The organism is Prolixibacteraceae bacterium (assembly GCA_019856515.1).
GTDB lineage: Bacteria > Bacteroidota > Bacteroidia > Bacteroidales > Prolixibacteraceae > Halosquirtibacter > Halosquirtibacter xylanolyticus.
The window spans coordinates 4118135-4144434 of the sequence record CP082230.1; the positions used below are offsets into that span (position 1 = coordinate 4118135).

18 protein-coding genes are annotated in these 26300 nt (G+C 37.9%); 2 read left to right on the top strand and 16 right to left on the bottom strand.

All coding sequences use genetic code 11. The features are described from left to right. Positions 1 to 1047 precede the first annotated feature (1047 nt). The 3 genes from K5X82_15120 to K5X82_15130 all read right to left on the bottom strand — a co-directional run bounded on the left by K5X82_15120 (position 1048) and on the right by K5X82_15130 (position 3157). A complete protein-coding gene (locus K5X82_15120) occupies positions 1048 to 1983 on the bottom strand; it encodes an Abi family protein (protein ID QZT36565.1) in 936 nt (311 codons plus the stop codon). 278 nt (positions 1984 to 2261) lie between these two features. Continuing rightward, positions 2262 to 2636, bottom strand: a complete 375-nt coding sequence (locus K5X82_15125) for a virulence RhuM family protein (GenBank protein ID QZT39137.1) — start codon at positions 2634 to 2636, stop codon at positions 2262 to 2264. Then, the gene (locus K5X82_15130; protein ID QZT36566.1) at positions 2627 to 3157 is read right to left on the bottom strand and encodes a virulence RhuM family protein; all 531 of its coding nucleotides are present in this window, start codon (positions 3155 to 3157) and stop codon (positions 2627 to 2629) included. Before K5X82_15130 ends, K5X82_15125 begins: the two co-directional genes overlap by 10 nt. A 1407-nt stretch (positions 3158 to 4564) precedes the next feature. Between K5X82_15130 and K5X82_15135 the strand changes: the two genes are divergently transcribed. Next, on the top strand, positions 4565 to 5335 hold the full coding sequence (locus K5X82_15135; GenBank protein ID QZT36567.1) for a hypothetical protein: 771 nt from the start codon (positions 4565 to 4567) through the stop codon (positions 5333 to 5335). A 459-nt stretch (positions 5336 to 5794) separates the two neighbouring features. Here the strand turns inward: K5X82_15135 and K5X82_15140 are convergent, their stop codons facing one another. From K5X82_15140 to K5X82_15190, 11 genes are all read right to left on the bottom strand, one after another. Then, positions 5795 to 7249, bottom strand: a complete 1455-nt coding sequence (locus K5X82_15140; GenBank protein QZT36568.1) for a caspase family protein — start codon at positions 7247 to 7249, stop codon at positions 5795 to 5797. Positions 7250 to 7265: 16 nt separating this feature from the next. Continuing rightward, on the bottom strand, positions 7266 to 8666 hold the full coding sequence (locus K5X82_15145; GenBank protein ID QZT36569.1) for a hypothetical protein: 1401 nt from the start codon (positions 8664 to 8666) through the stop codon (positions 7266 to 7268). Positions 8667 to 8754: 88 nt separating this feature from the next. Next, positions 8755 to 10032, bottom strand: coding sequence for a restriction endonuclease subunit S (locus K5X82_15150; protein ID QZT36570.1), 1278 nt, complete (start codon positions 10030 to 10032; stop codon positions 8755 to 8757). Continuing rightward, positions 10025 to 11665 carry a type I restriction-modification system subunit M gene (locus K5X82_15155; GenBank protein ID QZT36571.1) on the bottom strand — a complete coding sequence of 547 codons (1641 nt, stop codon included), beginning with the start codon at positions 11663 to 11665 and terminating at the stop codon, positions 10025 to 10027. The genes K5X82_15150 and K5X82_15155 overlap by 8 nt, the downstream gene beginning before the upstream one ends. Positions 11666 to 11667: 2 nt before the next feature. Beyond that, the gene (locus K5X82_15160; protein ID QZT36572.1) at positions 11668 to 14736 is read right to left on the bottom strand and encodes a DEAD/DEAH box helicase family protein; all 3069 of its coding nucleotides are present in this window, start codon (positions 14734 to 14736) and stop codon (positions 11668 to 11670) included. Between the two features lie 639 nt (positions 14737 to 15375). Continuing rightward, positions 15376 to 15477 carry a virulence RhuM family protein gene (locus K5X82_15165; GenBank protein QZT39138.1) on the bottom strand — a complete coding sequence of 34 codons (102 nt, stop codon included), beginning with the start codon at positions 15475 to 15477 and terminating at the stop codon, positions 15376 to 15378. Between the two features lie 931 nt (positions 15478 to 16408). After that, a complete protein-coding gene (locus tag K5X82_15170) occupies positions 16409 to 16696 on the bottom strand; it encodes a hypothetical protein (protein ID QZT36573.1) in 288 nt (95 codons plus the stop codon). A gap of 115 nt (positions 16697 to 16811) precedes the next feature. Further along, a complete protein-coding gene (locus K5X82_15175; protein QZT36574.1) occupies positions 16812 to 17204 on the bottom strand; it encodes an N-acetylmuramoyl-L-alanine amidase in 393 nt (130 codons plus the stop codon). Continuing rightward, positions 17201 to 17932 (bottom strand): hypothetical protein, encoded by a 732-nt coding sequence (locus K5X82_15180; protein QZT36575.1) that lies wholly within the window; start codon positions 17930 to 17932, stop codon positions 17201 to 17203. The genes K5X82_15175 and K5X82_15180 overlap by 4 nt, the downstream gene beginning before the upstream one ends. A 188-nt stretch (positions 17933 to 18120) precedes the next feature. Further along, positions 18121 to 18498 carry a helix-turn-helix domain-containing protein gene (locus K5X82_15185; protein ID QZT36576.1) on the bottom strand — a complete coding sequence of 126 codons (378 nt, stop codon included), beginning with the start codon at positions 18496 to 18498 and terminating at the stop codon, positions 18121 to 18123. A 263-nt stretch (positions 18499 to 18761) separates the two neighbouring features. Beyond that, positions 18762 to 20045, bottom strand: a complete 1284-nt coding sequence (locus K5X82_15190; GenBank protein ID QZT36577.1) for a hypothetical protein — start codon at positions 20043 to 20045, stop codon at positions 18762 to 18764. 1367 nt (positions 20046 to 21412) lie between these two features. Between K5X82_15190 and K5X82_15195 the strand changes: the two genes are divergently transcribed. Then, entirely contained in the window at positions 21413 to 22048 is a 636-nt protein-coding gene (locus K5X82_15195) for a DUF6266 family protein (protein QZT36578.1), read from the top strand. Positions 22049 to 22135: 87 nt separating this feature from the next. Here the strand turns inward: K5X82_15195 and K5X82_15200 are convergent, their stop codons facing one another. Together K5X82_15200 and K5X82_15205 are read right to left on the bottom strand one after the other, a co-directional pair. Then, positions 22136 to 23734 carry an alkaline phosphatase gene (locus K5X82_15200; GenBank protein ID QZT36579.1) on the bottom strand — a complete coding sequence of 533 codons (1599 nt, stop codon included), beginning with the start codon at positions 23732 to 23734 and terminating at the stop codon, positions 22136 to 22138. 324 nt (positions 23735 to 24058) lie between these two features. Continuing rightward, positions 24059 to 26155, bottom strand: coding sequence for an alkaline phosphatase (locus K5X82_15205; GenBank protein QZT36580.1), 2097 nt, complete (start codon positions 26153 to 26155; stop codon positions 24059 to 24061). Positions 26156 to 26300: the final 145 nt, after the last annotated feature.

Consider the following 26300-nt stretch of genomic DNA (forward strand, 5'->3'; position numbering starts at 1 on the left):
ACTGTGAAGGCGCAAAGATAGGAAGGGTAGAGGCGAGATACTCGTGCCTGTATGAGGTATCCCTCTCGTGCCAATAAATTGGCACAAACTTGGTCGTATTGGATGTGTTATGTTTGAGATGGGTCAGGCCTTCAGCCTTTGGTGATAGGTCGTGTGTTGTACCCAAGGCTCATTCTTATGCAGCGCTACCGCGCAACATATTCATTTCACCATTGGGCTAGGTTCGGCCACCCCGTTCGGGGCTTGGTTTCAATTGTCGGGAACGGATTTTTAAAAAGAACCACGAAGACACGATGGGTTGGATTTTACGGGATGGCACACAGATGAAACAGATTAGACCGATGAAACGGATTTTTTTATATGCTGCGACATTCCCTGAAAGGGAAACCGAATTTAGCCCAATGGTGAAAACCATATGTTGCGCAATAGCGCATCACACAGGTTGGAGCCTTGGGTATTGATAGTAAAATCAACAACCAAGGGCTGAAGGTCTGGCCCCCCATTGGTTAAACAAAAGTATCATAGCCACGGATTGTCACGAATCTTTGTTGAAGCGCAAGGGATGGTACACAGATGAAACAGATTAGACAGATGAAACGGATTTCGTTTATATGTTGCGACATTCCCTGAAAGGGAAACCTAACGTAGCCCAATGGTGAAAACCATATGTTGCGCAATAGCGCATCATACAGGTTGGAGCCTTGGGTATTGATAGTAAAATCAACAACCAAGGGCTGAAGGTCTGGCCCCCCATTGGTTAAACAAAAGTGTCATAGCCACGGATTGTCACGAATCTTTGTTGAAGCGCAGGGATGGTACACAGATGAAACTGATTAGACCGATGAAACTGATTTTTTTTATATGTTGCGACATTCCCTGAAAGGGTAAATTGTCTCTTGCCTAGTATGTTATCCTAGGTTTAGAATTCCCCCTATACATATCTATGATGATAGTGGGAATCTCTTACTGTCTTCAACTTGTTAATAAAGGTAGGGGTATTTGGCTCTAAAGAATTATTGTTCTTTAAATTGCAACTTTACAATTCAATTATAAGTTGTTTTTAATAATAGGGATAAAATGTTTGTTGTCTTCCCACAACCTTTCAGATTCCCAGCTGTCAGGGAATCCCATATGATGTAGGTTCGCCAATGGACAACTTACTAAATGTGTTTTTATTCTTGTTAACCAATCGCTATCGGGTTGAATGCAACGTAAGGTATAATTCAAACATGAGAGCATTGCATAGAGCTTATTATTCGTAATTTCAGAGTTGTCAAGAAAATGGAAGATGCTGTTTGTAGGTAATGTAGGTCTAATTGTAAATCTACGATTCCATAGCCTGCCATGGTGTGCACAGATATTACGAAGGCCAACAAAACTATGTATCCAGCTTTTGAAAATGGAGTCACGTTTATGACCAAAATGAGTTTGAATATCTCTCTTGGGTTGAAAAGGTTTGATGTTAGAAAATACTTGACTTAGGAGTCCCATTGAAACGACCTCTAGACTCATCCAAGAAGGAGGTAATTGAGGTTCGTTATATTTTTGTTTGTAGTGGTTGATAAAAGTTTCTTTGGAGCGATTGAGCTCTTCTTTTATCGATATCAGATTACTATTATAGAACCGACTGTTTATAAACTGATCCTCTTCTGTCATCCAATGGCTACCATAAGCTAGGGACATATGGTAAATAATCTGTGTCCGTAAAGCAACCTCAATATTCTCTAAGGCTTCGAATACGAGACGTCTTAGTTTGGCATCAAAGTAATATAGTTGTAATATCTCTTCAAAGGATATATGTTCTTTGAATGGATGGTTTACGTTTTCGTTATCCTGAAAAGGATAGGTATAAGCTCTTAGGCGATAATAACTAATATTTGATAAGGTATGAGCCGCTTTTTCTTCGTCATTGAATGTTAGCCCACGAGACTTTAGTCTTTCAATTTGATCTACTATAGAGAGGGAAGATTTGGTGTATTTCATACGTACACCTCCTTCTTAAAAATCGAAAACCCACCAAGGTGCGCTGGTCGACGAGAAGCGTGGCGGGTATTATTGATTACAAATATAGTGTAAAAAGCCATTAGTTTACAAATATTTAATGTTAAAATTACCACTTATCTTTATTTTCTCAATATTACTCTAATTTAAAAAATATCACAGATAAATATATATTATCAAATTTTTCGTCTCTCGTTTGTGGTCTATCTCTGACATCTTTCCCTGAAAGTGAAACCGAACGTAGCCTTGGGTAATGTTATCTATTTTTTATTTGCTTTTATTTCGTTTTCTATCTCTTTTAACTCTTCATTATCGGCTTGTAGTGCTTCCAACGATTTTCTGTGTTGATCAAATTTAACATAGATCTTATCTACAATCGACTTCATTTTGCTACTGCTTATTGCTCCTTGTCCAATTAGGAGCTTCAGATCATTGAATTCAAGGATACGATGTACGTTATCGTGCCAAAAATTCATTGTGATATCAATTCGTTTTTTGGCACGTAGTTCCGCTGTTTCAAGAAATATGGTAACCAATCGATTTAGTTCGTCAATTTCGTCTTTGTTCAGGTAGTTTTTGGCAATATAGATATCTTGTTTACGCACTGTTTTACCTTTCCATGATGTTAGAGACATATTGTGAGATTCAGCATTCGTACGAGATACAATAATTCCGCTGCAGTTTGGTTTGTTACGGCGTATAATAGTTTATTTTGGGTTTCGGCAAAAAACATTTGGGTTGCTTTGTCGGTGGCATCGTAGTCGCTACTTAAAGCAAAAAGGTCTTTTACCTTTTGGTAGAAACGTTTTTCCGAAGCACGAATGTCTCGAATTTGTTCTAGAAGTTCATCGAAGTAGTCTGGACGACCATCAGGATTCTTTAAGCGGTCATTATCGATAATGAATCCTTTGACCATATATGACTTAAGATTATTATTGGCCCAAACACGAAATTGTGTCCCTCTTTTTCCTTTGACTCTAAAACCAAGAGCAATGATCATATCTAGAGCGTAGAAAGCTACGTTATATTCTTTTCCATCAGGAGCAGTTGTAAAGAAAAACTTTACAACTGAATGTTCAATTAACTCACCATCTTCTAGGATGTTACGAATGTGTTGACCGATGTTCTGTTTGGAGGTGGCAAAAAGTTCTGCCAATTGATTTTAGTTCATCCATACAGATCCATCTTTGGCATAGAGTTTTACTGAAGCTTTACCGTCAGGTGTATTGTATATGATGATGTTATGTTGTCCACTTGTTTCCATCGGTTCTAAGATTTACTTAATGTATTTTCTTGCTGTCTAGAGTTCAGCTTCTTTTCTACAATGAATGTTTGTCACGTCTTATCATACTGTTCGTGAATACCACAGTATACTGTAAATATAGAGATTTAGGGTCGTTAATAAAAGAGAAAATGAATTCACTGGGAGTATAGCCACGGATCAGACGGATTTTCACGGATTGGTTGTGGTGTAAGGGGAATTGAACCACGAAGACACAAAGGCACGAAGGGTTGACGCGCAAGGATGGAAAACAAGGAATTTTAGCCGCGGATTTTAACGGATTTGGTTGAGGTGCAAGGGGAATTGAACCGCTAAGACACAAAGGCACGAAGGGGTGGAGCGCACGGGAAATATAGCCACGGATTGGACGGATCAGACGGATTTTTACGGATCTTTGTTGTGGTGTAAGGGGAATTGAACCACGAAGACACAAAGGCACGAAGTGTTTAAGCGTAAGGGATGGGACAACCGCTGGGAACGCTGAGCTTCGCTCGGCATCGTGTGTCCACTTTACCATGGAGCAACTTGCCCGTGATGCAACCTACGCAGTTGAATACAAAGGTTGTCGCTCTCTTGTGGTACGATGCCGAGCGGAGCTCGGCGTTCCCAGCGGTTGTAGTATCCCTCTCATGGTAAGGCATTGGCAGAAACTTGGATATTGGGATGATTCGCAGGGATGGCACACTGATGAAACGGATTTTTTTATGATTACGTAGAGGTGCGATGCTCGCGTCTAAATTATATAGCCACGGATTTTCACGGATCTGGTTGATGTGCCAGGGGAATTGAACCACGAAGACACAAAGGCACGAAGGGTTGAAGCGCAAGGGTTGCACACAGATGAAACGGATTAGACCGATGGAACAGATCTTTTGTATGCTGAGACATTCCCTGAAAGGGAAATAGAACATAGCCCAGTGCGAAGCGCTGGGTATTGATGTGAAAATAAATAGGAGGGCTGTAAGTCCGACCCCATCATTTTGTCGACATTGGGTTACGTAGTTTGTGCCAATTCATTGGCACGCCTTGCGCATTAATGGATGTAGAAGTGATGATATATTTAGAAGATTTTTTTTTCTATGTAGATAGACTGCATTGATAGTTGATATATTTGCCTTCAAATCAAAAAGATCTATCTCGATGTAAAAGGTGTGATAATACAATCCGAATTAATCATCTCTTTGATTTTATCCATATAAAAATATTGACTTGTGTTGTTTGCCATAAGTCACACGTTTTTGATCGTAAATAATAAATGAATAACTACAAAACTAGTAAAAAATGAAATCGATAAAAGTGTTTTCTGTTTTTGTATTCCTGATGAGTATGACATCGTGTATGTCGAAATATTACTATCAGGTATATGATGTTAAGTCTGTTGATAATAGTTCATTACAAGAAGATAATTTAGTGTTTGAAGATGAGCATTGTATTGTAACGTATGATCTGTGGAGTGAGAAAGGCTTTGTGAAATTAGAGCTATTTAATAAAAGCGATCAAAATATCTATCTAGATTTAGGGGAAAGTTTTTTTGTGTTAAATGGTCATGCCTATGATTATTTCAAGAATCGCACAACCGAAAGTGTTATAACCCATTCAATTCTAAAAAAGAGTAATATATCGCAAATAACTAACTCCATAAATGGAAGCTCGGTTAGAATGAAAGAAAAGAGGGTTATTTGTATTCCTACTCAATCATCGAAGAGCATCGGAGAGTACGATATCAATAGCATTGTATTTAGAGATTGTGAACTCTATCGATATCCGAAAAAGAGAGAGATACGTAAGCTCTCTTTTGATTCTGCAAGCAGCCCTTTTGTCGTTTCTAACCGTTTTACATATCGAATAGGAGATAGGAAAGAGAATATATCACTACAGAATGATTTTTATGTGCAGTCGATAATCAATTTGCCTGAATCAAAAATGATCACCTATGAGTATGATTCGTTTTGTGGTGAAAATAGTGTTCAAAAGGTGGCAAGATTTAAAGAAAGCAAACCCAATTCGTTCTATATTAAATATCAAAAGAGTCCATCTGTTTGGAAACATTAATAATCGAATCCTCTTTACATAAAAAATATAAGCCTCTACATTCGTGTTGAGGCTTTTATCATTAAAAAATAAGCCCTGTATCTATTTGTAATATGATGTTGATTCATCTCGTGCTTTCTAAAAACTTGAGGTAAGGAGTCATTAAGATTACAAATATGGTGCCTCGTTTGATCAGCTCTTCCAGTTGAAAAGAAAGACCTCTGGTGGTATAGGATGCTGCCATAGGTTGTTTGGAATTTATGGAGTGTTTATTGTTGTCACCTCATGTTGAATATTAGAGTAAAACAAAAAGAAAATAATAACATATGACTTTTTGTTTCTTAATATTTAAAACATTTACACTAAATTAATTACGACACTTGAAATACTCTGTTTAATAAAAAGTATTATTCTAGTTATAACTCTTTCTTTTGTAACTAGAACAATACTCTTTATGGTATCAATATTAACTTTTATCTCCTACTTACTTAAGGCAATTGATTGGTTTTTAGAAATACAAATCACGTTAATGGAGTCATCATTTATATTAAATGATATCTTCAATAAGTTTTCTGGGATAAACAATTTGTTTGATAATTGCTTCTTAAACTCTTCTATTGAAAATGAAATATCATTAAGTTTATCATCTACGTCATGAACAAATTCTCTATTTTGATGTTTAACTGATTTTACATAATGGATTGAATCTGTCTCATTGTTTGTTAAGATGATTTCTAAATGAATCGTTTTAGGATTTGTCGATGGGATATATATTAATTGATCTTTGAATGGCTGAAGCTGTTTCTGAATGAAATCGAAAGATGCTTTGAACTTGGAGTTGAAAGATAGTTGGCTGAAGTTCTTTAGAAACCTAGATTTAAATTTCTCTTTACGAAACCGCCCATAATTATTAAAATAGATCTCAAATAACATCCCATTTAATATGTGATTTTGATCATTTAAGAACCACCTATTTAACCGACTTGAAAGGTCTTCACAAAAATTTATAGCACTGTAAGCATTGCCTTCTGCTGCTTGAACGATATTTCTTCCAAGAAGAAATTGATAGTTCTTATCGATAGAATTCTTATTTACTAAAACTATATTTTCAATTCCTTTTGTTTGGCAATCCCACTTTAAAGTTTTAAGATTATTTATAATATCATCAATCGTCTCTCCTTTGGATACGAAATTCTTATCTGCAATTACCTCATCTCTATATGGAAGATCTATGGAATGATTTATATTTCCAGAGTTCAAGAAGATATCGCCAATAAGGGAAGTATGTTCCCAACTTGTTTGCCTTTTATTGGATAAATTATAGACCGTCGTTCTTACTCTTTTGAAAAACTCCTCAATTGATATGTTTTCATCTTCTAAATGATTTAATAAGGCTTCGGTATAGATACTATTTCTGTCATTTGATCCACTATCAAGAGCTGTTTGACCAGGAGATGTTGAGAATGCTATAATAGTTCCTGTTGGAGCGAACATTGGAGCTAACGATGTTGTGCTTATACCTCTTGTATTATTAGGGAATGGGTCGTTTCGACAAGCATCTAGGACTATAACTTTAATTAAATCTTTAGGTCTATTGAGTTTCGATATTATATCATCAAGTCCAATAGACCTCCTTGTAATAGATGTAATATTCTCAAAAGGGGTGTCTCTAGCCGTTAGGTAGTTTTTATTTTCAATTTGAAAACCATGCCCTGCATAGAAAAAAAGAACAAGATCATATTCTGTTAATGTGTTTTCAATATCGAGTAATACACTGTCAATTTCTTCACAACTCATATTTATCAAACAACGAACGAAGAAACCTAACTCTTCAAGTCTTGCTGCTAGATCATTCGCGTCATTGCTGGCATTATTTAGATTCGCGTTAGAATCATCGTATTCATTATTTCCTATTATTAGTGCAAAAGCTCTCATATGTTTATTGAGGTGTTTATTTTATTTTTAAATTTGATAAATTACTTTGTTTACATAGTTCTTTAAAAGGATTTGTTGTTTGTTTTATTTCAACAACTGGAGATACTGTAAATAGATTCGTTAATTGTGAACAGTAACCTTCTGATTTATTTTCTAGAACAGGGAGGACGTAGTTTTCTTGGTTGAAACTGACATTAGAGTCGTAATGGGTAGATAAGTATCTGATTCCATTAATTGGGTTTTCTTTAAATTCATAAGATAATAGTGAGATTAATCGATTTATTTCATTTTTTGATTTACTCATAAGATCATCCTCCTCCTGTATGTATAAGTTTTTAGAGTTGTCTTTTTTTAATAGTTTGAGATTGGTTTGTAGGTTTTTCTTAAGATCTTTTTGTAGGGCTTTCAATTGGTATTCTTTATTCTTATTAGATCTCTCGTCATCGTTTGATACAGACTCTTTGTAGCAAAGTATTTCAGATATGATTTTTTGAAGGCTATCGAGTTCTTTTATGAGCTTATTAATATAGTCAGGGGATGATGATATGTTTTTTTTCAGGAGATGAATAAGGTCCTTGATATAATCCAAATTAATGTCTTGAGTTTGGGTGTATAGACCAATTTCTTGTTGACGTATATATTGAAGAAGAAGTTGTGGAATGATGTATTCTGGTTTAAACTCATATGATTTATGAGAATCATTCATTTTGATAGAACATGCCGCAATAAGAGGCCAAGATACTATTTTGATGTAGAGTTTTTCTATATCGATTGAATATGGCACTTCGGAAAAATCAATATTAAAAAAGGTGAGATTTTTCTTTGATTCGAATACAATTCCAAAAAGATCTTTCATACTCTCTCCTATTTCCTTGAATGAAATCTCAGGGGAACTTCCGAGATATAGACAAGGAAATCCAGGGATACTGTATCTGTATGATTTGGTAATTCTTCGTATTCCAAATGGAATATGAAATAAATCTTTCGGGTGATTTATTATATCATTGGGTCTAAGTTTATTGCGTAGTCGATATGATTTGAAGTGAGATAGTGAAAGAGTAAAGTGCTCTCTAAAATTATTTCTGGTGGACTTGTTTTTTAATAATATAGATAGGCCTTCTGCTAAACGATTATATGCTTTGTTTGGTAAGCCAGCATGGAAATGATCGATAGAATTTAATAAAGAATTTGATATTGTTTCTAACATTTCGATCAAAGAATTGTATGTCCAATAAGGAGGAAGTTTTTTTGTCAGAGATATGCTATTCCCATGGATACAGGTTTTAACTTGATTGATGTAATCATCAAACAGATTGCGAAGTTCAGGTACTATGTTGTGGTTATTCGCATTTAGACAAATAGGAAGTTTACTGTTGTGTGAATTAATGGTGTCAATAAGAGAGTCTATGTAGTTCATATGTTTGGAATCGGTTTGTTTATTCGAATAAAAAGAGGTTATTCCTCCTTTTGAGATAAGAACAAAAGGAGGAATAAGTATATCTTAATTAATCTATTGGTATGTCTTCAGCAGAGACTTGTCCATTCATAAGCATAGGGAGTAGCCAATCACGAAGTTTGGTGAGTTGACGATTTTGTTGATCGTTATTAAAAATTGATGTATTGTGATTTTTAACAATATTATCGTAAGCTATAAGTTCTGTTTTGGATGGGTAAACTAGTTTCAATGAAAAAAGATCGTCCTTAGTTATTGCACCAAATGTTGTACCTATTTTATTTCTTGAATCAAAAATATTTTTAAAATATTTCATAACATAAAAAAGATATGAATTATAGTTTTCTTTGCTTCTTAATGCAGCTAAACCTCGACCAATACAACAATTATGATTTGCTATGTTTATGTCACCGACAGGAGCACGAACACTTAACAAAATATCACCCTGCTTTGCAAAACGTTTAGGATTATTCGTAAACTGTCTAATAGCAGGAAACCTCCATCCAAAATCAGTTGATCCTTGAAAGAATATAATGCCCTCATTGTTTTCGTTATATGAAGTTCCTGACGGTGATTGTCCCATTGTAATTTCAGCGATATCACTTAATTCTACAACGGACCAATTTTGAGGGATTTCTCTATTTAGATCTTTATTGAAAATCATTTTACCACCAGAGGATTTGTATGGTTTACCTTCAAGAGAAGGATCTCCCATTTCTAATGCAATTTCTTTAGATATGGGGAAGTCGAATTGCACAAACCAATAATCGTATATTGTTTTGGCCATTTCCTCTAGTTGCAGATTTATTTTGTTGTTTAATTCAATTTTTGAATCTAGATCAGAAAGAACTTTGGCGATTTTTTTTTGAATTAGAATATTTTGAGGGACTTTGAATCTTAGATTCCCTAAATCATGTGGAGATATTGATGGATATGAAGATACTGAATTTTCACCAACATTTTGGAGAAAATTAGTAACATAATTTTGGCAAAGTAAATAATAAATATATTTGGGGAATATTGAATCATCAATAATATCAATTGTAATAAAGCCAGTTGAAACGACAAGATTAGTTATTTCAGATTCAAAAAAACCATAATGTTCTTGAACTGGTCGTACTGTCGAGTATAAAATTGAATATTTAGATATTTTACGTTGAGCACGACTTGGTAGTACTTGTGTTCTAGTATCAATATATTGGAGTTTTGTTATTTTATTCTTTGTGAGACTACCTGTATCTAGATATTTAACAAATGTTGGTATTTCATTTTTTTTATATGATTTTCGATTAAAGATAACAACATCTTTTAGTTTGATCCATTTATTCATATTTCAATCCTTTCAAATTATTTTGAATTTTATTTTCAAGGACCTTACTTTCATTGAAAAGAGCATCTAGGTTATCTTGAAAGGATTTCATTTTATCCAAATATTCTTGGTGGGAGATATCGGAATATTCAATTTTAATATCGAAATATTGCCCTGCACTAAGAGAATAGTTTTTTTCTTTTAACTCATTATATTTTGCAACCATCGCAAACTCATCTATGGCTGATTTATTGAGAAAAGAGGTGATGATATACTGCTCCTCTTCAGGAGTTAGTTCTGTTTTTTGATTTTTCCCCTCTTTCACTGTTTTACCCAGGGAAGAAGCATCGATCAGTACGACATCTTCCTGGTTGTTTTTATCGATAAAGATAATGGAGACATTGGTTCCTGTTGTAGCAAAAATGTTTGAAGGCATACTAATTACCCCTGCAAGCATCTTATTGTCGACAAGATGTTGACGTATTTTTTTATCAATCCCGCTTTGAGCAGTGATAAAACCTGTGGGAACTACAACCGCTGCTTTCCCATTGGGACTAAGGGAAAATATAATGTGTTGGAGAAATAAAGAGTAGATTGACATCTTATCCTTTGCCTTAGCAGGGACTTTTGGTACGCCTGCAAAGAATCGATCGTTGTTGTTTTTGTCTGCTAGTTGATCGCGATAGTCAGAGAAGTCGAGTTTAAACGGTGGATTAGAAACGATAAAGTCGAACTTTTTAAGAGTCTGTGCAGTGTTGTTTTCATCAAGAAGATTGTCTTCCTTATGAAAAGGATCGAGGATGGTGTTTCCTTGCACAACATTAGGAATCGAATGAATCAGATTGTTTAGAATCAGATTTAAACGAAGAAGATTTGACGATTTTTGTGAAATATCTTGAGAATAAATTGTACAGTTTTGTTCGCCTAAAGCATGGGCAATATTCATTAGAAGCGTACCAGAACCCGCAGAAGGGTCGTAGCATGTCACATTTTCGACGGGTACTGGAGCAAGGATAGAAGCCATAATTTTAGCAACAGCATGTGGTGTGTAGTATTCGGCATATTTACCACCACTGTCGTTGTTGTAGTCTTTGATTAGATATTCGAAAATTGTGGCGAAGAAGTCGAATTTTTCATTAAATATAGGTTGAAAATTACATGTAATAAGCTTGTTAATAATCGCTTTTGCGAATTCGTCGCGACCGTCAGAGACGAATTCTGTAACACGATCGAATAGCTTCACTTTTTCACCACCTGCAGTTTGTACAGAGAATAGGTCGACATTTTTAAGCGCAATTTCATTGAGGGTATCATCGAGATATTTTGCAAAATCGGGAGCGTTCTGATTTTGATATAGGTGAGCTAGAAGATGCTGGGGCATTAGTTTGGCAGTATCCACATCGAGCATCAATAGGAGCATCTCGTATTCGCTTGGTGAAAGTTTTTCAATCTCAGTGAACCAGTCGTTGTTGTTGTATTTCGGATTTGCTTTCTTGAATTCGAATTCGAACTTATCGTTCATGAATTTGAAAAGGAACAGCTGGGTAATTATTTTAAACTCATTGCCATCGTTACCAAGGCCAAAAGTGGCACATACACTTTTGAGGTCGTCGATGAGTGTTGTAACTTGAGTTTTAAATTCTAGAGATGTCATTTTTATTTAAATCTTGCGTTAAACTCTTCAGTATATTGTTTTGTAATGAGGATATTAATGTTGTTAATTGCCTCGAGATCGTATTGTACTCCTTTTGTTTTTTGTAATTGTTCAAGGATCGTTTTAGCCATGAGTTTGGAGAAATATCTTTCGTTTTTCAATATGGCGTTATTTTTTTTAACAATAATATCTACCTCCGTTTTAATGTTTTGGAGGGCATACAAAATAAGTTCTTCTTTTTTAGAGAGCAAACTTTTTTCGCGAAGACGTTTATGTATACGTGCATATTTTTTGTCGTTGGTATATTTTGCTTTTAAAAGATTGTTTCGTCTATTTACCTCTTTAATTTGATCGTGAACTTTAGTAAGAGTAAATATTTCTTCTTTAAGTTCATCTTGAGAAAACTCTCTGGCATCGTATTTGGCAAGAATTCTTTTAAACTCTTCGGCAAGGGAAATAAATTGAATGTCTTTTTGATCGAAATTATAGAGAAACTCTTTGTGTATTTGGGCTTTTAGTTTATTCATCTTATCAGCCATAATGAGTTCCTCTTCACCAGCTTTAGAGAAAGAGAATTGTAGGTTTTCAATGGAAAGATTTAGAATATCTACATTTTCAGGGTTTGTGTTTAGCGCTTCTTTTTGGTTGAGAAGTGCAAGGTGGTTATTGGCTTCCCGAGCCAGTTCGTTAATCTTATGAATGTCGAAATCTTCTAATTGTTCATCTTGCTGGGTGAGTCTCATGATATTGTAGAGTTCCTTTGCATGGTTTAGTGCAGAAGTAATTTTGAGCATCTCTTTTCGATCGGCTATTTCAGATATCTGTTGGGAGAAAATCTCGCTATTGAGTGTGTCGTAAGGAGTTAGAGTGGTGTTAATGACATCTAGATCCTCTTTGATTTCCTCTGCAGATTTAAAAAGATTTGAATAGTTCTGAAACTCTTCTCCGAGTTCTTCTTGAAGTTCGTTGTAGTAAGCTTTATTTGTTGCGTCGAATTCTTTTTTAATGTTTGCGAAATCAACGACATATCCATATTGGAAATTTTTATAGGTTCTGTTGACACGAGTGAGTGTTTGAAGGAGGTTGTGCTCTTTAATTACCCGACCGAGGTACAATTTTTTAAGCCTCGGAGCATTGAATCCAGTAAGAAGCATATTGTAGACAAAAAGGATGTCAATTTTACCCTCTTTGAATTTTTCGACAATATCAGCTCTCTCGTCCTTGGTATATATATCGTGCAGAATAATCTCCGCCGAGGTTACTTTATATTGATCAAGAGAAGTTTTGTATGTGGCATTGGATTCAGCAGCGACGGATAAGTCTTGGCTGTTTTTGTGTTTTTGAGATATTATAAACTGGTTGTAAAGTTCTTTTGCTTGTTTTGCAGAGTCGCAGACGACCATTGCACCAATAGAAGGGTCGTTAAAAATATGACGAGACTCTTCGAAATCGTCCACGATGTATTGAAGCATTGGTTCTGCAAAACGAGGATGCGCATAGAGGTCTCGAGTGTCGATTTCTCCTTCCAAAAGTTTAATATCGTTCAGCGATTTTTGAAGTAAAATTTTGTACCTAGTTTGGACCTCTTCCCTGATAAGACGAAGGGTGAAACCATCCGCAATAGATGCATCATAGTAGTATTTGTGTATATAACCTCCAAAAAGATTTTTTGTATTTGCATCTTTTTTAAGAAGAGGAGTTCCAGTAAGACCAATATGAATTGCATTTTTGTCGGACTGGTTTAGGTTTGCAAGAAAGCTACCTTTGGGATTGTAACTTCGATGTACTTCATCTAGAAAGAAAACACGCTGAATGTTAAGGTTGTAATCGTTTGGTCTAGTAACATTCGGATCGTCTTTAAATTTTTGAATATTGACAACGGTAATCTCCATCTTACCTTGATCGTTTTCAACAGACTTCGTAGATCTAATATCTTTCACGAAGTCGTTTCTAGAGTTTATCTTATGGACAATAAGTCCACGATTGGTGAATTCAATAGAGGCTTGGGTAAGAAGGTCGAGCCGATCGACGATAAAATAGAATTTTGGAATGACATTTAATTTGTTGTAGTAGCTTGTAAGGTGTTTTACATTAAAATAAGCTAAAGCCGTTTTACCGCTTCCTTGAGTATGCCAAACAACACCTTTCGTTTTATTAATATTGATATGTTCTGCTATTTTTTTAGTAGCAAATATTTGAGGATACCTCATTATGTGTTTCTGCAACCCAGAAGATTCATTCACATATGCCAACCCGAAGTTTAAAATGAAAGCCAATCTATCTTTATGAAGAAGCGAAGATAAAATTCGATTCGTCGGAGTATATGGATCTTTATTCTGGATAAATTCGGGACTATTTTTAATGTTGATCAGGTTGTTGTCTGCAAGGATTAGATCTTCATTCGTGTTATTAAAAGGATCTAAAATAGGAGGATTTTGTTTGTTGAATTCTTCGTCTCTGAAATAGTTAAACACGACTTTACCATATGAGGGGGTTGCATAATATGCCCCTTGAATAGGCTCTCTGTCGAGATCGTCGTATTCCATATTGTTAGAGAATATCATAAACTGAGTAATGTTTATGAAAGGGATGAATTTTTTATTTTTAAATCTAGCATTAATCCTGTTTCTTTCAGCAATAATACCGTCCTTATTATTTGGCTTCTTCACTTCGATAAAAACAAGAGGCAATCCATTGATAAGAATTGTAATATCAGGGCGAAATTCCTCTTGATCTATTTTGTATGTTAGCTCTGTAACTACATTGAATTGATTGTTGTTGAAATTCTCGAAATCAATAATCTTTATGTCATTTTGAGAAGTTAATGTTTTAAAGAAAGCTTTTCCGAGGTCGTTATTTTGTAGTTGGAGCGTTATCTCGTGATATTTTCTTTTAATATCGTCTTCCTTCACCGAAGGGTTTATTTTTGATATAGCATCAAAAAAGATATCGGTAAATATATTTGTATTGTTATCTCTTTTATTTGTATTGAGGTCTATGTATTTGTACCCTAAGTGGGTTAAGTGGATGATTGCAGGTATTTTAACGCGGGTGTCTTCATTGAAACTCATAGTTGTGTAGTTACTTAGATTGAATAATGTAATAAAGGAGTTATAAAAATAGATAAAAGTGCGAAATGGGATGTGAAAAACAACGAATAAAATAGATGAATATGAAAAAAAGTAATTTTAGGTTGTAAGGTTAATTAAAACCATTGGGAACGATATAGCCACGGATTGGACGGATTCTCACGGATCTGGTTGAAGCGCACGGGGAATTGAACCACGAAGACACAAAGATACGAAGGGTTGATGCGCAAGGGATGTCACACAGATATCCACAGATCTTATATCTGTTTAATTATGGTAATGAGACAACATTCCCTGAAAGGGAAACCGAACATAGCCCAATGGTGAAAACCATATGTTGCGCAATAGCGCATCATACAGGTTGGAGCCTTGGGTATTGATAATAAAATCAATACCCAAGGGCTGAAGGCCTGGCCCCCTATAGGTTAAACAAAAGTATCATAGCCACGAATGGGGTGCAAGGGTATGGGACAGCCGCTGGGAGCGCTGAGCTCCAGCTCGGCATCGTGTGTCAGGAGAGTGACTACGTAGAGGCGCGATGCTCGCGTCTAAAATATATAGCCACGGATTCAACGGATCAGACAGATTCATGATAATAGGAGGGCTGTAAGTCCGATACGATCATTTTGCTGACGTTCGTTTTTGGTTTATACTATATCCTTTTACCAAGTAATCTTTTAAGCGTTGTGCGGCCCATTGGCGGAATTGTGTGTCTTGTACGATGTTTACCGATAGTACAAATGGGTAAGATCTGTTTGATTTTTAATTCCATCGAAATCGAGGGAATTAAAATCTGTACTATATATTTCTTCCCAAATACTTAGACAATCGATGGTATTCAACGGATCAGACGGATTATCACGGATCTTTGTTGTGGTGCAAGAGGAATTGAACCACGAAGACACAAAGGCACGAAGGGTTGGAGCGCATGGGAAATATAGCCACGGATTCAACGGATCAGACAGATTCTCACGGATCTTTGTTGTGGTGTAAGGGGAATTGAACTGCAAAGGCGCAAAGGCATGAAGGGTTGTGGTGCACGGGAATTATGGTCACGTATTCAACAGATTAGACGGATTTGGTTGACGCATGATACCGAGTGGAACGATGTGTTCTCATGGATGAAGCGCACTGTGAAGGCGCAAAGATAGGAAGGGTAGAGGCGAGATGCTCGTGCCTGTATGAGGTATCCCTCTCGTGCCAATAAATTGGCACAAACTTGGTCGTATTGGATGCGTTATGTCTGAGATGGGTCAGGCCTTCAGCCTTTGGTGATAGGTCGTGTGTTGTACCCAAGGCTCATTCTTATGCAGCACTACCGCGCAACATATTCATTTCACCGTTGGGCTAGGTTCGGCCACCCCGTTCGGGGCTTGGTTTCAATTGTCGGGAACGGATTTTTAAAAATCACCACGAAGGCACGATGGGTTGGATTTTACGGGATGGTACACAGATGAAACGGATTGGACGGATTCTTACTGATTTTATTTGTGTTTGAATTGCAGGGAATTATAGCCACGGATTCAACGGATTTTAACGGATTTGGTTGACGCATGATGCCGAGCTGGAGCTCGGCGTTCCCTGGGGTTGATGCTCTTTTGTGGCAAGACATTGGCTCAAACTATGTCGTATTGGATGTGGAATGTGGTGATGGTTATTTGCGGTGACGGCCGAAGAGGAAGCACATGACGTAGGCGAGGTATTCGGTGAATTTGTTGAGGGTGGGGGATGGGATGTTGAGTTTGTGGCCGAAGAGGCAGGTGAAGAGGATGATGAGAATGACGATCTCGTGGATGTTGCGATCAAGGAAGCCTGTGGTGGCAGTTTGGTTGGCTTGATCGTTGCGGTGGCGGGCGTCTTGTTTGTCGGCGGTGGCGGTGTTGTTGATGACCTTGTCGGTGATATGTCGGGCTGTACGAGCGATGGTTTTGAGATGTTTCATGGGAATTGTGATTTAAAAACTGGGGCACCGAAGTGCACCCAGCTACCTGAATTGATACTATGACGAATGTGTATTATACCTAATTATTCGGTTTGTATTGAATGATGAGATGGGATTATAGTCTCATCAAGATCTCTTTGAGATTGAAGTTGGGACATGTCTTTTTCTTGTTGTAATGGTTGTGTGGATATATTCGGTTCTTTTTAATAGAGAATTTCTTCATCAGCTTTCGAAGGAGAAGACAAAGGCTTGCATATTGGGCATCTGAAAAACGATATTTACCACTGAGACATATGCCTATAGAGTCGGCATTGTAACCTCTACAGTGTGCTCCAATTGTCTCCACGGCCCTTCCCCATTTGATGTCTCCATTGAGGCAGATAAAGTAGTGGTAGCCTATATCTTTCCATCCTCTCTCCATATGCCAACGGCGAACGGTTTGGATGTTGTCGTGTTCGAGATTATCGCTATCAGAGCAGTGAATGATAATTCTTGTTATTTTTCTCATAACCGAATGTTAATTTTAAATGTAATGGTTGAAGGCTTTTGAAGGTAGCATTGTCCATTACGATGAATAATATATGGAAGCGACTTATGGTGGCTTCGTAAACCATTAATCTCTTTGGGTTTTAAGGGTAGATGTTGGTGATTCTGTTGAATGACCAATAATCCGAGCCGTTGACCCTGTTGTCGATAGCGATAGAATTGGGAGGTGGACACACGGAGTGCTTTTTGTAAATAGTTCTTCGGCACGGTGAACTGTCGTGTGTGTAGTACCATCCCCAGATGGGGGGCATAGCGACTGTGTTTGCGTAGCAGCTTGCGATAGTGGGCCGTGTGGTTGGCTTTCTGTTGGATCATCTCACGGCGAAAAGCGGTGTAGTAGAGAAGGGTGACAATGGCGATGATTTTGAAATGTCTCATCTGGTATTTGTTGAGCCAATAGAGTGACCCTAGTGGTGCCAAGTGATGTTGTTTGATGAGTTGAGAGGGCGATACTGTTCGATGGTTTCTATGTCGGTCTAATCGTATCATACGAAGGCGCTGGAGTTTTTGGATGCGTCGTTTGATGGTTGGGATGGAGCAACTAAAGGTTGTGGCGATCGTTGTGATGGTAGGGGTGTCGAACGATACTGATCGTTGGTTACGAAGGTAGAGGTATAGTTGTAGTGCATCGAGGGCATTGTGTTGATAGGTAAATTGAATTAATGCAATGGGGATCAACAGATATTTCATAGTATAAGGTTTTGATGAAAATTTCATGTGTATGGACTTACAACCAATGGGATCGTATAGGGCTATTGTTTGTGGCCTGATGGTGCCCTTGTCACCATATTATGCGATCGGCGCTAGAGGGTGGGAGTCGCTATCCCACTGAAGCATGATACACATGAAATTAGATGATGATTTTTGATAGTTTATGGTCACTTCTCTTTGTCTTCATTAGGAGGAGAAGTGTTTTGTGACCGATAGTTTTTGTGTAGCATGGCCATCACGTCCGACTCTTTGTAGAGATACTTCTTTCCTAGACGGGTGTAGGGGAGTGTGCCTCTATTGCGCAGGGATACCAGTTTGCGATTGGAGATATGTAGCAAAACCAAAACATCTTGGGTGTCGAGCCATCGGTCTTTGCGCATCAGCAGAGGGTGCAGTAGATCTTTAAGAAGGCAGATGATGTCTACGAGACGATTTAACTCGTTTTGTACTTTTTGTAGGGTGGCCTTCTCTGTTTTGAGACAGAGGAGGGTGTGGCGAACAAAAGGTGCTTTGGGTGTGTCGTGGGTGTGACTATCTTTTTTCATCCTTATGTGGGGTTATAGTTTCTACTCATTCAAAGGTAGAGAGGGGATAGGATGAATGAAACGATTCTGGCTAATTGTACGTCCCTATGGAGTTGAAGTATGTGGGTGTGGTTGCGACAAGATGGGAGGATATGCAAGGAGAAGATGAATTGTAAAGGAGAAAAAGTTTTTCGCTTGGGGAGGTGTAAAAATCGTCTTTAATGAGATCCCTCTTCTTTGTTTTTAGATAAAGAAGAGGAATCGCTAATCTGTTCAAGGTGTTGTTATTTTAGGATGTTACACCATAGTTCAATCTGTTCTTTGTTGATACTCTCTTTGCTTTTGGTGAGACTTTGGGCAGTGTAGTGTTCGTTTTTTTCGCTTACAAACATTTGGCTAATCTGTTGCCAGCCTCCATGAGGAATAGATATGATATTCATCTTTTTGAGGGTGGTTAGCCATGTGTGTAGATCTCTTTGAGAGCCGTGCCAAACGATCACTTCATGGATGGGTTGTTGGCTGAACAGTTTAAGAAAGATCGGTAGCTGTGCTTTGATGAACTGTTTTTTAAATAGTAGTTCATGATGTTCGATAATTTTTGTTCTCTCTAAGGGGTGAGTTACTTTAATGGGGTTGTCATAGTGTATTGCTTGTTTTTTTCTTGTGGGTGTGACAGGTGTTGCCACCTGTGAGTGAAGGTATATTTCGGCCTCTTCAATCATTATTATGATACTACTAAAGAACTCTTGTTCATCATTTTTGATGCTTTCAGACTTAAGATAGGCATATAGAATATTAAGGTGTGTGAAGGAAAAACGTAATTGTGTTTTGTTTATTCCTCCGATCCACTGTTCTCTATTCTCTTGATAGGTCTCCATGATCTGTTGATAACTCTCGTGTAGTAGAGCATTGATTCTAATTACCACATCTTCTTGCTGAAATGGTTTTGATGTTAGTTTCTCCAATAGATTGGTGATTCTTTGATGTAGCTGAAGGTGGTCGTAATGAAGAGGAGCCACAATATGTATAAATTTCAGTAGTTTGTGAGGACGACTAAGATGAATACTATTTTTATTTGTCTGGGCATCATAAAGACTTACGAGCTGTTTGTATAGATACGTCTCTCTAGGGATCATGATATTTTTATATTCAGGTGCGAAATGTTCGAGCATCTGTGCCCAATAGGTGTATTGATAGAAAACGATCCACTCTTCGGTGTCTCCAAAATAGATACGACTATAGAATATCTCTTTGAGGTGTCTGTCGTTCCATCGGTAGTAGCTGTAGATCAATAATGACAGATGATCAAGCTGTCTTAGTATGAAAATGGACACCTGTTTCTTGTGGTGAGGGCGCATTTTTTCTCTTTGGCAAGAGGCGAGGGTTTGAAAGTCTTCTTTTACTTGTTGTGTGGTCTGTTGAAGTGTATCTTTATAGAGCATCTCAACTTGAAGTGGAGAGAATGATGAAATCTTCTCATGAAGGCACTTCTTAATTTTGTGTAAGGTGTTCAATGGGTTGTCCACATATAGCTTGGACACGGTCATTTTTAAGCATTCTCTTTCCATAAGAAATCATTTAGGTTCAATAATTTTTGTCCCAATTAATAAAGGGGTGTAGGATCTAATATAATAAATATTGTAGGATAAATTATATGACTTTTGTAATGACGGCCATTATATGGCAGAGGTGAAGTGTCTCTTCAGCAATTCCCACTACGGATCTATCCTAACATATAGGGGGAGTCATATGAAGATTGAGAAACCGATCTAACATATATTTATTCAAGGGGTTGTGCTTTTTTATTTCTCTCTTATACCCTTCTAGTTAACTGTTCTCATTTTTGTTCGATAGAATGACTCTAAATAGGGGTGGGTTGTGGAGATAACGAGTATTGCGTCGCTATATGACTATTTCTCTGTTCTCAGTGAAATAGTCATATCTTACGATTTAGGTTGCTATGGAACAAATTCTATCATACCTATTGGTGGAACTTAGTTTTCAAAGCGTCTCTTACTCATTATCAGAACCACTAAGGTGCTAAGACACGCAGGGATGGCACACAGATGAAACGGATTTGGTTGTGGTGTAAGGGGAGTTGAACCGCGAAGCCGCAAAGACACGAAGAGTTGGAGCGCATGGGAAATATAGCCACGGATTGGACGGATTAGACGGATTCTCACGGATCTTGGTTGAGGTGCAAGTGAAATTGAACCGCTAAGGCACAAAGGCACGAAGGGTTGAAGCGCACGGGAAATATAGCCACGGATTCAACGGATCAGACGGATTTTCACGGATCTTTGTTGTGGTGTAAGGAGAATTGAACCACGAAGACACAAAGGCACGAAGGGTTGAAGCGCAAGGGATGGGACAACCGCTGGGAACGCAGCGCTTCGCTCGGCATCGTGTGTCAACCTTACCATGGAGAAACTTGCCTGTGATGCAACATATGCAGATGAATACTAAGGTTGTCGCTCTCTTGCGGTACGATGCCGAGCGAAGCTCAGCGTTCCCAGCGGTTGTAGTATCCCTCTCATGGTAAGGCATTGGCAGAAACTTGGATATTGGGATGATTCGCAGGGATGGCACACTGATGAAACGGATTTTTTTATGATTACGTAGAGGCGCGATGTTCGCGTCTAAATTATATAGCCACGGATTTCCACGGATCTGGTTGTGGTGTAAGGAGAATTGAACCACGAAGACACAAAGGCACGAAGGGGTGGAGCGCAAGGATGGAAAACAAGGAATTTTAGCCACGGATTAGAAGGATCTTTGTTGAGTCGCAAGAAGGAGACGCGAGCATCGCTTTTGTGTTTTTTATGATGCATTTGGTGGTAATAGCGTGCATCTTTTACCTACCCTTAGTTTTGGGGATGAAAAGGGGGTATTATTGTGGTGATAATTTATTGTATCACCTAATCTAATATGACTTATGAGTACTTTTAAAAAAGGGATTCTTGGAGGCTTTTCTGGAAAAGTAGGTAGTGTGGTTGGTAGCACATGGAAGGGCATTAATGTAATGCGTTCGTTGCCTGCTCATGTGAAGAAGTCGAGTAGTGTGAAGTTGTTGGAGCATCGTGCTCGTTTTGGTGCTGCTGGATCTTTTTTTAGTAGGGCAGGGGCCTTGGTGAGAAAGGGATTATATCCTGAGGCGATCAAACAGACGAGTCATAATGTGGCGATGTCTCGTAACTTCGATTGTTTCCAATTTAAGGATGATTGTATCGTGGTCGATTTTCCTCGTTTGGAGTTGTCTAACGGAATGCATTCGCCATTAACTGATGTTACAGGGGCGTTGGATTCGACAGGTTTGGTAGACTTAAGTTGGTCTTGGAGTGGTGTGGATTATCTGTCGGATTTTCAAGTGCAGGTGATGATTGTGACAGAAGATTTGAGTGAGGTCTACGTGATGGAGGATGTAGCAAAGGTTTCGGAAGGCTCTACGAAGTTTATGATTCCATCGAATATGGTGGAGGCGAAACTACATATGTATGCTTTCTATGTGCATCCCACTGTTCGAGGAGCTGAGGCGGTATCGGATTGTAGATATGTTTTATTGAGCAAATAGGGTTTTTATTGGCCTAACCTAACCTTTTTTGTGGTAATAGTAAAGGGGAGTGTTGACATTTGTGTCGAGCTCCCCCTTTTTTATGATCTATTGAACGTTTGTCTCTAGTTTTGTTTTAATGGGTTGTACGGCCCAATTGTTTTTGGTGGTAATCTCTACCGTTACTTTCCCCTTGTAGTTTTTGTTCCATACCACTTGTGCTTCGTTGCTATTGGGTGAGATGGAGAGGTATGCTTTTTTAGGGGTGATGGTCCATTGATACTCTGTTGCTGCCAATGCGTGTTTTGTTTTTAGTGTGGATTTTTTTCCAGCAATAGGAGATGGAGATACCGTAGGAGTTTTGGCTGTGTCAGGCTGACTGTATATGGTTACCGTTTTTGTTGTGGCCCCATTGGTCTGTTTCAAGGTTACTTCTCCTTGGTAGTTTTTTGCCCAATAGATTCGTTCGCCATAAGGACCTTCTTCTCTTTTTAGAACGGCTGTTGCGGGTTTTATATCTATCTTGATACGTTGATCTGAAGGGGATGATATAAAGGTGTATCCTCCTGCTAAAGCCCAGTTGCTACAGGTCAGAACAGGCTTGTTTTTTGCGTTTACGACAGGGTTGATTGGGCCGTTAGGAACCATTAGGTTATTGACATCGATATTGTCTATCACCTTATTATGGATGGCTTTGGCTTGATCTCCATATCCACAAACTCTTACAGGAAGGAAACTGTGTCCTCTAGTTCCCCAAGTCACCGAAGGGATCTTTCCTTTTCCATTGTCTTTTTTTACAAGAAGGCTACCTGTTTCGTGATCGGCAGTTACTAGGATTAAGACATCGTCTCTGTCTTTGGCCCAGTCTAATACTCTCTGCACGGCATTTGCGAATTCGAGTGTTTCGAAGACATTGTTCTTGATGTTGTTTCCGTGTCCAGCATGGTCCACTCTAGCACCTTCGACCATTAGAAAGAATCCATCGGGATCTTGATCGAGGATCTCTACCGCTTTGGTGGTCATCTCAGAGAGATGGGCATAGGGGTACTCTTTACCACGATATGCTTTTTCGTATGGCATATGATTTTTGGTTGGCCATAGTGCTGCAAAGTGTGGTGTTTTGTTTAGTTGTATTGATTTGTTGAAGTCCTCTTTTGTCTCTGCAACATAGTAGCCTACGGCTTCCGCGTCATCTTTATGTAGTATTTTGCTACCACCCATCAAAACGTTTGGTTTTAGCTTAAGAATGTCTTGTGCGATATCTTTTAGCTTACTTCTCTTGGGTTGGTGGGCTGTGAATGCCGCAGGAGTGGCATGGGTAACATAGGCTGTAGTAACCACCCCTGTGCTACGACCTTGCGATTGGTAGTACTCCACGATATTGGTCAATACTTTTTGATTTTCATCGCGTCCTACAGTATGATAATTTGTTTTTCGACCTGTTGCAAGTGCCGTACCCGAAGCTGCAGAGTCGGTGATTCTTCTATCGAAACAGTGGGTGGTTGCAAAGCCTTGGTATGGCATCTTTTCGAAAGATAGTGGACCTCCATTATATATGTGGGCTGCTTTCACTTCTTCTTGCCCCATTCCATCTCCGATCATGAGAATGATTTTTTTAGGAAAAGATTTTTGGGCAAAAGTGTTGGTGGTAAAAAATAAAAGGCATAAACATCCTAACCACTTCATGTGTAGACATAATTGTCTCATAAATTGTTGAATTTAATTAGTTTTTATTTGATGCAAAAACATAATGGTTTCTGTATCTATTAAAAGCTTGCTTATTGGATGTTTAGATTTCTAGAGTTGCAATATAATGAAAAATCCCTGAAGTAGGAGTCTACTCAGGGACTTTAGTATTACACGATGTATGTTTATATGATCGGTACAGAGGGTTTCATAAAAAAGTAATCCATAATGTCCTGTCGTTTTCCTAACGGTTTTTGTTTATAAGCTTTTAATATGGAACTGGTGATCATGCGCCGAAAGTGTATAACTTCCAACGCATGGTTGTAAATGAATTTATTGATGGTGTTATAATGTTGTTTTTAGTAGTATGGGTTTGGCTCCTTCTTCTCTATAAAGACGAATGATGTATACTCCTGAAGGAATCGATTGACAACGAATTCTTTGGTCTTGGTTAGGGTTGAGGATGGTTTGAAGTACGGAACCATATAAATTAATCACTTCGATACGTTTAATTTTATCTACCTGGTGTAGTTCAATCGTTGAGCCTTGGGTGGTTAAGAAAGGCTCTTGGGTTGCTTTTAAATTCGTAGAGGTGGATAGAGAGGTCAGTTCAATTTCAATGGTTTTCTCTTGATTTACGGAGATGTTTTTCTGAAGATCAAGATAATCTTCAGAGTGAACCGTCAGGGGGATCTGGTCTCCCGATATACAATGTTCGATTTCAGCTTTTCCTTGATAATCTGTTATAAAGTTTTCATTTGCCACATTAATTTTAGCTCCTTCTATTGGAAGGTGATTATTTTGACTCATCACTTTAAGGTGAAGGGGATAGCTAAGTCTAACAAAGGTGTTTCGTTGGGCTTTTGTTGGTTGTGTTTGCCAATGGTTAACTGCTTGAACTTCTATTTTTATAGATCCAGAAAAGTTTTCATTCCATATTACTTTGGCTTCATTAAAAAGAGGTTGGATAGATTCGTATGCCTCTTCGGGGGTAATGGTCCATGTGTAGTTTGTTGCGCCGAGTGTATGTTTGCTATTTAGTGTTGATTCTCTTCCTGCATATGGATATGGTGTGTAGGAAGGTTTTTTGGGTGTGTTGGGTTGCCCATAAATTTGAATGTTTTGTGTGATTTGTGGACTTGGATTGATCTGTGTGACACTGACGGCTCCTCGATAGGCTTTTGACCAATATATTTTTTCTCCTATAGGGGAGGTCTCTCGATGGTCGACAGCTGATGAAGGCGATATATTAAGGTTAATACGTTGGGTTGAAGGAGATGAAATAAAGGTGTATCCTCCTGCTAGTGCCCATTGACTACAGGTTAATTTAGGTCGTTTCTGACTATCTAATGATGGGTTTAAAGGAGGGGTTGGAATCATTAGATGGCAGATGTCGATGTTGTCAATAACCTTGTTGTGAATGGATTTGGCTTGTTCTCCATAACCATATACTCCTACGGGTAAAAAACTGTGTCCACCTGTTCCCCACACTACGGTAGGTAGTTTTCCCTTTCCATTATCTTTTTTGACAAGTAAACTGCCTGTTTCATGGTCCGCTGTCACTAGAATAAGTACATCTTCTTCTGTCTTGGCCCACGCTAATATTTTGGCTACGGTATTTGAGAATTCAATGGTTTCATAGACATTTCTTTTGATGTTGTTTTGGTGACCTGCATGATCAATTTTGCCCCCTTCAACCATTAGAAAGAAACCATCCGGGTCTTGGTTTAATATTTCAACTGCTTTGATGGCCATATCAGAAAGATGTGCATAAGGATAGGTTCTGTTTGCATAATCTGCTTCGTATGGCATATGGTTGTTGGTAGGCCAAAGGACTGCATAGTGTGGATTCTGGTCTATTTGGATCGGTTTTTTAAATTCAGGTATTGTGTAGGCCACTCGATAGCCCGCACTGATAGCATTGGTCCGTTTAATGTATTTGCTACCTCCCATCAGTACGTTTGGTTTTATGCTTAACATATCTTGGGCAATTTGTGTATACCTGTTTCTTTTTATTTGATGTGAGGCAAAACTAGCAGGTGTAGCATGGGTTAAGAATGTCGTGGTTACCAACCCAGTACTTTTACCTTGTTGTTTATGATATTCAAGTACGGTGGTTAGATTATTCCCATTAATGTCCATGGCTACAGTTTGATAGTTGGTCTTTCTACCTGTAGCCAAGGCTGTGCCAGATGCTGCGGAGTCGGTAATTTTTTTATTGTAACAGTGGGTTGTTGCATATCCTTTGTAAGGCATGTTTTCGAATGAGAGGGGTGCACCTTGAAACATGTTGGCTGCTTTAACCTCTTCGGTACCCATGCCATCCCCAATTAAGAGAATAATTTTTTTAGGAAAATTGGTTTGAGCAAAAGAGGTTGAGATGGAGATCCAAGAGATGGATAGTATCGCTACAATTCTAAGGGAAATGTAAAAATGTTTCATAAAAGCTGTATTAGAAATTTACAATACAAAAGAATGCAGTAGATGTTTCATTTTAATGAAGATGTGGTTATGGTTTTATTACAAAATTAAATTGGAAGAGTAGTTTAATTATCAAACATGGAATAATGATTTTAGTTTAATCTAA